Origin of the sequence: Herbaspirillum sp. B65 (assembly GCF_000333555.1) — a bacterium.
In the GTDB taxonomy this organism is placed as follows: Bacteria; Pseudomonadota; Gammaproteobacteria; order Burkholderiales; family Burkholderiaceae_D; genus Herbaspirillum; species Herbaspirillum rubrisubalbicans.
Genome location: NZ_BADI01000473.1, coordinates 1 through 6,324, shown reverse-complemented (window position 1 = coordinate 6,324; position 6,324 = coordinate 1). Strand labels below are relative to the sequence as shown.

6 protein-coding genes are annotated in these 6,324 nt (G+C 56.5%); 5 read left to right on the top strand and 1 reads right to left on the bottom strand.

Annotated elements, in window-relative coordinates; all coding sequences use genetic code 11:
- Positions 1 to 766, top strand: a 766-nt coding sequence (locus I5W_RS11560; RefSeq protein WP_044529335.1) for a cation:dicarboxylate symporter family transporter, incomplete at its 5' end; no start/stop codon positions are given.
- A gap of 128 nt (positions 767 to 894) precedes the next feature.
- Entirely contained in the window at positions 895 to 2,289 is a 1,395-nt protein-coding gene (locus tag I5W_RS11555) for a class II fumarate hydratase (RefSeq protein WP_044529334.1), read from the top strand.
- An 83-nt stretch (positions 2,290 to 2,372) separates the two neighbouring features.
- On the opposite strand, the gene I5W_RS11550 is transcribed toward I5W_RS11555, so the two are convergent.
- The gene (locus tag I5W_RS11550; RefSeq protein ID WP_044529333.1) at positions 2,373 to 2,972 is read right to left on the bottom strand and encodes a TetR/AcrR family transcriptional regulator; all 600 of its coding nucleotides are present in this window, start codon (positions 2,970 to 2,972) and stop codon (positions 2,373 to 2,375) included.
- Between the two features lie 338 nt (positions 2,973 to 3,310).
- Between I5W_RS11550 and I5W_RS11545 the strand changes: the two genes are divergently transcribed.
- From I5W_RS11545 to I5W_RS11535, 3 genes are all read left to right on the top strand, one after another.
- Entirely contained in the window at positions 3,311 to 4,363 is a 1,053-nt protein-coding gene (locus tag I5W_RS11545) for an alpha/beta fold hydrolase (RefSeq protein ID WP_085946775.1), read from the top strand.
- Between the two features lie 44 nt (positions 4,364 to 4,407).
- Positions 4,408 to 5,352, top strand: coding sequence for a fatty acid desaturase (locus I5W_RS11540; protein ID WP_044529332.1), 945 nt, complete (start codon positions 4,408 to 4,410; stop codon positions 5,350 to 5,352).
- A 58-nt stretch (positions 5,353 to 5,410) separates the two neighbouring features.
- Positions 5,411 to 6,324, top strand: a 914-nt coding sequence (locus tag I5W_RS11535; RefSeq protein ID WP_044529331.1) for an ABC transporter substrate-binding protein, incomplete at its 3' end; no start/stop codon positions are given.

Genomic DNA, 6,324 nt, shown 5'->3' with positions numbered 1-6,324 from the left:
CCATCGGCCGTTCGGCGCGGTCGCCTATTCGGTGGGCAGCAGCGGAACCGCCGTGCTCATTGCGCTTACGCAACTGGTGCTGAGCTTCTACGGCGTGGTCATCCTGTTCATCGCGGGCGTGCTGGGCCTGGTGGCGCGGCTGTGCGGCTTCAGTTTGTGGCGCTTCCTGCGCTACATCAAGGAAGAGATCTTCATCGTGCTGGGAACGGCTTCCTCAGAAAGTGCCTTGCCACGTCTGCTGGTCAAGCTGGAACGCCTGGGATGCAGTCGCCAAACCGTCGGGCTGGTCTTGCCGACCGGGTATGCCTTCAATCTGGACGGTACCTCGATCTTCATGTCCATGGGCGTCATGTTCATCGCACACGCCTATGGCGTAGCGCTGTCGTTCGATCACCAGATCGGTATCCTGCTCTTGATGCTGCTGACATCGAAAGGCGCGGCAACAGTATCCGGCGGCTCCTTTGTCGTCTTCGCTGCCACGGTGACCTCGACCGGCCTGTTGCCCATTGAAGGCCTGGCCGTGATCTTCGGGGTCTACCGCTTCATGTCCATGGCCATCGCCACCTGCAACACCATCGGCAATAGCGTAGCCACCGTGGTCGTGGCGAAATGGTCCGGGACCTTTGATGCCGCTGTGGCCGAACAGCATCTTCATCCGGACCGTTATCCGCAGGTACAGGCGGCGGATGAACAGATCAACAGCACCGATGTGCCTCTGGACGTGGCAAGAGAAGCGCCGATGGTGTCCTCGGTGACACCACGCTGACCGCAGTTCCGCACTCACTTTCGGACGGATTCTGTCCGGCAGGCGAATTGCCCGAAACCTGATCGGCGACTGCCGGGCGCCATTGAACCCGGCATCATCGCCGCTTTCCACCTTGGATAGGATTGAACATGAGCAAGACCCGTATTGAACATGATGCCTTCGGCCCGGTAGAAATCGCCGCAGACAAATATTGGGGTGCGCAGACACAGCGCGCGCTAGGGGTTTTCGAAGTAGGGGAGGAGCACTTTCCCACTTGTCTGCTGCGCGCTTTCGGCTTGCAGAAAATCGCGGCAGCACGCGCCAATCTTGCCTGCGGTGCACTCGACGGTACACTGGCGCAGGCCATCGTCGCTGCGGCCGGGGAAGTGCGGGAAGGCAAATTCGATACGCATTTCCCCTTGACCATCTGGCAGACTGGCTCGGGGACGCAAACCAACATGAACGCCAACGAAGTCATTGCCAATCGCGCCAACGAAATGCTGGGGCAGGGTCTGGGTGGCAAATCGCCGGTGCACCCCAATGACCACGTCAACGCATCGCAATCGTCCAATGACAGCTTTCCCACCGTCATGCACCTGGTGACGGTACTGGAGCTTGAAGATCGCCTGCGGCCTGCGCTTACGCTGCTGCGGGATTGTTTGCTGGAGCGGGCTGCCGCCTTTGCCGGCGTCGTCAAGATCGCCCGCACCCATCTGATGGATGCCGTGCCCATGACGATGGGACAAAGCTTTACGGCATTCGCGCAACAGGTCAGCTATGCACTCGACCGTGTCGACTCCACCATGCCGCGTCTGCTGTCGTTGCCGCAGGGAGGAACGGCGGCAGGCACCGGAATCAATGCGCCGGCTGAGTTCGCCGGCCGATTCTGCGAGGAATTGAGCAAGCTGACCGGCCGGCCATTTTCCTCGAATCCCTCGAAGTTCGAAGGCATGGCATCCCATGACGCATTGCTGGAAGTCTCCGGTGCGCTCAACGTGCTGGCGACGTCCTTGATGAAGATGGCCAACGACGTGCGCTGGCTTGGGTCCGGGCCGCGTTGTGGATTGGGGGAGTTGAAGATCCCGGATGATGGCCTAACCAGTTCCATCATGCCCGGAAAGCGCAATCCTACCATCGCCGAAGTCCTGGCACAGGCCTGCATGCAGGTGATGGGCAACCATGCCACGATCAGCATCGCCAATGCTTCAGGCAACTTCGAATTGAATGTCGCCAAACCTGTGCTGATCCATAATCTGCTCAATTCGATCCGTATTCTGGCGGACGCCTCGCGTGTCTTTACCTTACGACTGGTGCAAGGGCTGGAAGTGGATGAGGGACGTTTGGCGCGTAATGTGGAAAACGCCTTGCTGCTGGTGACGGCCCTCAATCCTCTCATTGGTTACGACAAGGTAGCGACCATCACCGCGACGGCATTGGCACAGAACATGACGCCGCGCGCGGCGGCCTTGTCCTTGGGGTTGCTGGACGCAGCCACCTATGACCGGGAAGTGGACGCCGCAAAGGCAGCGGGAATCAGTCCCTAGTCAGGCGCGGTGCCGGGCGGCGCAGAAACGAGAACCGTACTGTCTTGCGCATCGGCTTCCAGAGGGCCGCTCCTGGCCCTGCCCTACGGGAGCAGCGTTGAATCGACCAAAAGTCGCACCGAAGTCTTATCGAGGCCCTTGAGCCCAAATTGGTGTCGATACAGGATGGTCCCGTAGATTTTGTCATACAGCAATTCAGTCGGATACTTGGTCGTAATGCTCCCGTCTTTCTGACCTCGCTTGATGACCTCGATATAGAGTTTGCGACGATAGATCAGGTAACGCTCAACAAAAATCTTTGACGTACCGGTCTGTGCAACGCATTCGGCCAATACGGCCAACATTACCCGCCCCAGGTCGCCTTGAAGCGCAACGACATATCGCTGTGCGTGCGCATGCAGGGCCACCAATGGTGGCTCGTCCTCGGAAATGGCTAGCACCTTGTTCGTTTGCAAGAGGAAAGCATCCAGCAACAGGTCGAGTCGCTTATCCCACCATTTATAGATAGTCATCTTCGAGACGCCCGTTTCCTGAGCGATCGCCTGGATGGTCGCCCCCTTTAATCCGTGCTCGGCGCTGAGCCGGTACGCCGCATCCAGAACAGCAGTGGCAGCCTCTTCCGAGCGAGGTCGTCCTCTCGGTTTGGGGTCGTTCGGAAGCATCTCGTCTACTGTCTTCTTCATGTCTTGTCGTGTTCTCTTGGAGGAGGGAATAAGAACCGGTTTTAAAAATCTAGCGGCATTGTAAATGCGAAATCTCTTCGCCACGAAGCTGTAGCCGGAGGGCAATGTGGCGCAGATGCACCATCTTGAAATTGCCTCCCCGGTTTTGTGCGCTACAGCACGTCTGTTGTTCGAACTCGCACCATAACGATACTCCAAGTACATAAAATAAAAAAGGAGAGGGCTTTTCACCCAGTTTGCGGCGCATCAAAGCGCTGGCACGCCAATTGCTATCAAAACGTATATCCAATACTCGACGTACAGTAATTGAAAATTCGGTGTTAAGCTGAGGTGAAGCAATGGAAATTATTAATCCAATGGAGACAAAAACCACACTGGAGGCGGACTTCCGGCTATTCAATGCTGGCAATGTCGTGCTGCAATCTGGTCGCACGTTCCGGAACATGTCTATCGCCTACAAGACATTCGGGTCCCTCAATGCAGACAGGTCCAATGTGATCGTGTATCCGACCTCGTTCAGCGCGCAACACTACGACACGCAATTCATGGTGCGAGAGGGTGGAGCATTGGACCCGGAAAAGTATTTCATCGTCATTCCCAATCTCTTTGGAAATGGCTTGTCGAGTTCGCCATCGAATGCGACTTGGCCGTCCGTAGATATCCGCTATCCGGATGTCACCTATTTCGATGCAGTACACGTTCAGAAGCGCATGCTTTCAGAACTTTGGGGTATCGAGAGCGTGAAGCTGGTGTATGGATGGTCCATGGGTGCCATGCAGGCTTACCACTGGGCCGCCTTATTTCCGGAGGTAGTCCAGAGTATCGCCGTGGTGTGTGGTTCAGCAAAGTGTGCTCCGCATAACCGCGTCTTTCTGGAAGGAGTGAAGCATGCCTTGATGGCAGACCCTGGCTACAGGGATGGTGCCTTCACCGCATTTCCTGTCCGGGGCTTTCGCGCGATGGGGCGCGTGTATGCCGGGTGGGCACTGTCGCAGAGCGTGTACCGCGACGAGATGTGGCGCGCCCACGGTTATGCCTCTCTGGAGGACTATCTCGTGGGTTATTGGGAGCAGACCTTCTCCCGTCGTAACCCGGCGGACCTGCTTGCTCAGATATGGACCTGGCAGAACGGCGACATCAGTGCCAATGCAGTATTCAACGGCGACCTCCCATCGGCATTGCGCAGCATCCGCGCGAAGACGCTGCTGATGCCTGGCGAGCAGGACCTCTATTTCCAGGTGGAGGACAACCGCCGTGAACTCCAGCATCTCCAAAACGCAGCGTTGAAACCCATCCCGTCAGTCTGGGGGCATCGCGCAGGCAATCCGTTCGATCTTCCTGCTGAGCGCGCATTCATCGAGAACAACGTCAAGGAGCTGCTCGCGGTGTAACACCGGAGCGGCGCACATCTTCTATAACGAACCGCACATCAATCATGGAAAAACCAGCGCAATTTCGACTCAAAGCAAGTGAACTGATGCCCCTTTCCGAGAAATCAAATCTCCCTGGTTTTCTTCGCGCATTCGGTCATCTTGGCGCCCTGGGCGTGACAGGAGCCGCCCTCTGGAGCAGCATTGGCACCTGGTGGTCGGTGCCGCTCACCGCCCTGATGGGATATTTCGTCGCGTTCCTCTTTACGACCGAGCATGAGATGGCGCACCAGACAGCGTTTAAAACGCGTGCGTTCAATTACATTTTCGGTCACTTCGCTGCCTTCGCAATTCTTTGGCCGTATGAATACTATCGTGTGTATCACTGGGATCATCATCGTTTTACTCAGGATCCGGAACGAGACCCCGAGCTGGCCATGCCACTGCCGAAGACCAGGGCCGGTCTCTTCCTGTTCTGGCTCGGCATTCCGACCTGGATTGAACGCGTCCGGCTCTTGATTCTGCACGGAGTGCTGGGGAAGGTTCGCAAGCCCTGGGTGCCTGAGAACAAGCGTGCCTTGATTGTCCGTGAAGCGCGTTTGTATCTGGCCGCCTATCTCACCATCATCCTGCTGTCGATCGCTACCCATTGCGCTGCGGCACTTATTCTATGGGTGATTCCACTGGTCGTTGGTCAATGGTTTCTGCGCCCGTACTTGCTCGCCGAGCACACCGGATGCGAGCACAGCCCCAATATGCTGGCCAACACCCGCACCACCTATACCAACGCCTTTATTCGCTTCTTTGCCTGGAACATGCCGTACCACGTCGAGCATCATGCCTATCCCGTGGTGCCGTTCCACGCGTTGCCGAAGCTCAACGAAATTCTTGCTCCTCACATTACCAATTCAGAGCAGGGCTATCCCGCCTCCACGATCGCAGTGCTTGGTTACATCAAAACAGAAATCCGCGGGGAGGGAATTCGCAGTCCTCAACCGACTGATTCGTAGGACCTTTACTAATCGCGACCTGCCACGAGTTCTATTTTTCGCCTTGAAAGGAAATTCCATGGATGCCAAGAAAAGAAAAACCATCGCGCAACTGGCCCTGCTGACAGCAGCCACCTTGCTTAGCCAACCATCCGTACTGGCACAAGCAGTCGAGAATCCGCAAGCAGGCGGAACGTTGAACATGCTGATGCAGCCAGAACCGCCAACCCTGATGCTTGCGCTCAATCAGCAAGGACCCACCCAATTCGCAGGTAGCAAGATTTATCAATCGCTGCTTACCTACAGTCAAGATCTGAAGCCGCAGCCGTCGCTGGCTGAATCATGGGAAATTTCCAAGGACGGTCTCACCTACACGTTCAATTTGTATAAAGGTGTGAAGTGGCACGACGGCAAACCATTCACAGCAGCCGATGTCGTTTTCTCCTCTGACAAGTTCCTGCGGGAAGTGCACCCGCGTATGCGTGTGCTGATGAACCAGCGGGTCGAATCTGTGAAGGCGGAAGGTGACAATAAAGTGATTTTCAAGCTGAAGCAGCCGTTCAGCCCGTTCATCTACGCGTTCGAAGTGAGCACGATGCCCATCGTGCCCAAGCATATCTATGAAGGCACTGACTATCGCACCAATCCCGCCAACAACAATCCCATCGGCACCGGGCCCTTCATGCTCAAAGAGTGGAAGCGGGGCGCATACATCCACCTGGTGAAGAACCCGAATTACTTCAAGCCGGGTCTGCCCTATCTGGACGACATCTACTTGAAGATCGTTCCGGATGCGGCTTCGCGTGCGGTAGCCTTCGAACAGGGGACGGTCGACGTGCTGCGCGGCGGCGACGTCGAAAACTTCGAAGTGCGTCGTCTGCAGAAGTTGCCCAACGTCCAGAGCACGACTGCCGGCTGGGAAATGTTTTCGCCTACGGTGTGGCTGCAAATGAATCTGCGCCGAGCTCCGTTCAATAACAAGACAGTGCGCCA

What these genes read in the sequence shown, in the direction of transcription:
- I5W_RS11540 (WP_044529332.1), top strand. Translation starts at nt 4,408, where the DNA reads ATGGAAAAACCAGCGCAATTTCGACTCAAAGCAAGTGAACTGATGCCC.
- I5W_RS11545 (WP_085946775.1), top strand. Translation starts at nt 3,311, where the DNA reads ATGGAAATTATTAATCCAATGGAGACAAAAACCACACTGGAGGCGGAC.
- I5W_RS11555 (WP_044529334.1), top strand. Translation starts at nt 895, where the DNA reads ATGAGCAAGACCCGTATTGAACATGATGCCTTCGGCCCGGTAGAAATC.
- I5W_RS11550 (WP_044529333.1), bottom strand. Translation starts at nt 2,972, where the DNA reads ATGAAGAAGACAGTAGACGAGATGCTTCCGAACGACCCCAAACCGAGA.